The organism is Pseudomonas brassicae (genome assembly GCF_010671725.1).
Classification (GTDB): Bacteria; Pseudomonadota; Gammaproteobacteria; order Pseudomonadales; family Pseudomonadaceae; genus Aquipseudomonas; species Aquipseudomonas brassicae.
The window spans coordinates 1-2,905 of the sequence record NZ_JAAHBU010000360.1 but is presented as its reverse complement, the minus strand read 5'-3'; the positions used below and the strand labels follow the sequence as shown (position 1 = coordinate 2,905).

The 2,905-nt window shown below is 65.3% G+C and carries 3 protein-coding genes; 2 read left to right on the top strand and 1 reads right to left on the bottom strand.

The window, feature by feature from the left end; translation table 11 throughout:
• The first annotated feature begins 165 nt into the window (after positions 1-165).
• Positions 166-1,644, top strand: coding sequence for a methyl-accepting chemotaxis protein (locus tag G3436_RS21510; RefSeq protein ID WP_163949246.1), 1,479 nt, complete (start codon positions 166-168; stop codon positions 1,642-1,644).
• A 92-nt stretch (positions 1,645-1,736) separates the two neighbouring features.
• A complete protein-coding gene (locus G3436_RS21505) occupies positions 1,737-1,943 on the top strand; it encodes a hypothetical protein (RefSeq protein ID WP_163949243.1) in 207 nt (68 codons plus the stop codon).
• A 3-nt stretch (positions 1,944-1,946) separates the two neighbouring features.
• Here G3436_RS21505 and G3436_RS21500 read toward each other — a convergent pair whose 3' ends face one another.
• Positions 1,947-2,750 carry an acyl-CoA thioesterase gene (locus G3436_RS21500; protein WP_163949240.1) on the bottom strand — a complete coding sequence of 268 codons (804 nt, stop codon included), beginning with the start codon at positions 2,748-2,750 and terminating at the stop codon, positions 1,947-1,949.
• Between the last annotated feature and the right edge of the window lie 155 nt (positions 2,751-2,905).

The window sequence follows — 2,905 nt, the reverse complement described above, 5'->3', positions numbered from 1 at the left end:
CCCTGTGCTGCCTTGGCAGTCTCAGCCCATACCACGCAGTGCGCTCAGCGATTCTTCCTACTTCCGGACATAGCTTGACGCATATCAAGATTCCGAGCTGAATTGTCGGACAAAATGATGGCACCTTGCCAACATTGTTTCCGCTCAATCAGAGAAGACCTACCCATGGGTGCCTGGCTCAGCAATATCTCACTGAAATACAAGTTCTGGGCGGTCAACGCGGTCGCCTTTGTCACCACCTTGTTCGTGGTGCTGTACGCGGTGCACCTGGAGCAGCGGGCCCGGGTCGACGCGGCCCAGGCGCAGGCATACGCCCAAGCGCGACTGCTGGCCGCCTGGCCGGCCGGCCAGGCCTTGCCGCAATCGGCCAACTGGCTGCACCTGGACCCGGGGCAAACGCCTTCGTTCAAGGGCCAGGCGCTGGACGCGCTGGCATCGGCCAAGGGCTGGGTCGCGCTCGACAGCCTGCCACTGCTGGGCACCGACCCACTGATTGGCGCCGAGGTGATCAGCCGCGACGGCCAGCAGATCGCGGTACTGGCCCAGGGCGCCAGCCTGGCGCAGGTGTTCGCGGACCGTTTCGTCAACTATGCGGTGTGCGTACTGATCCTGATGCTGGCCATGCTGTGCGCTTCACAGTTGCTGATCCGTTTTTTGCTCAGCCAGCTCAATACCCTCAAGGACGTGATGCTGCACGTGGAAAAGACCGGTGACCTGTCGGCGCGGGTACCGCTGGCCTGCGGCGACGAGGTTGGCCAGATGGCCAGCGCCTTCAACGCCATGCAGACCACCTACCACCGGGTCGTCAACACCGTGGCGCGCACCGCGGCGCAACTGGACGCGGGCGCCGCGCGCCTGGCCGCCAGCATGAACGAGGTGCGTCACGGCATGCTCGGCCAGCAAAGTGAAACCGACCAGGCGGCCACCGCCATCAACGAAATGACTGCCACCGTCTACCACATCGCCCAGCATGCCGGCGCGACCCGTGACCTGTCGCAGAGCGCCGACACCCTGGCCGGCAGTGGCAAAGAGGTGGTCAGCCGCGTGCAGTCGTCGATCTCGGGCTTGTCCAGCGGCGTGCAGCAGACTGCCGAAATGATCCGCCAACTGGCCGAAGACAGCCAAAAGATCAACAGCGTGGTCAGCGTCATCCACAGCATTGCCGAGCAGACCAACCTGCTGGCGTTGAACGCGGCCATCGAGGCCGCACGTGCCGGCGACCTGGGCCGTGGCTTCGCGGTGGTGGCCGATGAAGTGCGTAACCTGGCCAAGCGCGTGCAAAGCTCGACCGACGAAATCACCACCATGGTATCGGCCCTGCAAGCCGGCACCCGCGATGCGGTGGAGTTCATGACAGAAAGCTCGTTCAAGGCCGACGATTGCGTCAGGCAGGCCCAGGAGGCCGGCGAGGCCCTGGCGCAGATCACCGGCGCCGTAGCGCAGATGCGCGAGAGCAATACGCAGATTGCGGTGGCTGCCGAGCAGCAGAGCCAGGTTGCAGAAGAAATGAACCGCGCCGTGGTCGGCATCCGCGACGTCACCGAAGAGACTGTCCAGCAGACTGTCGACTCGGCCACCACCAGCAACGAACTGGCCACCCTGGCCGGCGAGCTGAACAAGGCCATCGGTCAGCTCAAGCTCTAGCTATGGCGCCGATAGCCTGACGCGATTGGCCCCCCGCAGGGGGCCACACTATGCTTCAGTTATCCGCTTCTGCGTTGCTGAGGACGCCTGTAATGAACAAGCCTGTGTTCCACCTGCCCCACTGGCAGCATGCCCCGCGCACGCCCACCAACCAGGCGCTGCAACTGATTGCCCTGCCGCTGCTGGTCATCGGCGCGCTGCTGGTGCTGGTGGGCCTGTTCGATACCGACCTGGGTACATTGGCCGTCGGGGTAATCGGCGTGCTCGCCGGCCTGGCCGTGCACCACCAGCGCCACTGAACCTCAACCAAATACAGTGACGGTCTGGCGGCTGATCGCCAGCAAATCGCCGGCAGCCGTCCACAGCGCCGCCGATACATGCCCGTAACCGTCACGGGCATAGTCGATCTGCGCACAGTACTGGCACCAGTCCAGGGTGGTCAGGCTGGCCACCGGCTGCACGAACTCGATGGTCCAGGTCAGCGTGCTGCCAGGTGCCGGGGTGCGCAGGTGCGGCAGCAAGGCCGGCGGCCAGGCATCGACCAGCGCCAACAGGTGCGCCTCGCTCACCCGTTCCTCGACCACGTCATCGCCGCGCAGGCGCACCCAGCCGCCCATCTGGCGCGCCTGGGTGTTGCTGTAGGGCAAGCCGCCAATCCCCCAGCGCAAGGCCAGGTGGCGAATGAACTCGGGGGTGACGCCCTTGATGTAAGGCATTTCGGGCGTGGCCTCGGCCAGAGGCTTGAGCGCGACGGGCGCCAACGCCGGCACGTGCACCACCGAGCTGCGCCCGGCGCCGAAACTGCCCTGGATCAGCGTTACCACCTGGCCGTTCTGCAGCGCGCGGCCGAGCAATGAGCTGACGGCCTTGCCGTCACGCAGCGACTCCACCTCGAAGCTGATCGGCACACCCGGTTCAGCCGGGCCGACAAAGGTGATCGCCAGCGAGCGCACCGGGCGGTCCGGCGCGACCTTGGCATGCATGGCTTCATACAGCAGGGCTGCCATGAGCCCGCCGAAGCAGGCACGCCCCTGGGCCCACTCGGCAGGGATGACCACGGCCTGAGGCTGCAGGCGCACCGCCGTGAGCAATCGGGAAAAGTTCATGGGTACCTCGACCTGTGCGCAAAAGACTCGATGTTACCCAGGCGGCGTGCGCCTAACAGGCCGCATATGCGCCAAACACGCGGCCTATCGGCGCTTGATCTTGCCTTGCAAGGCCTCAAGCGTGCGGTCTGCGCACTGTTCGGCAGCCTCCAGCT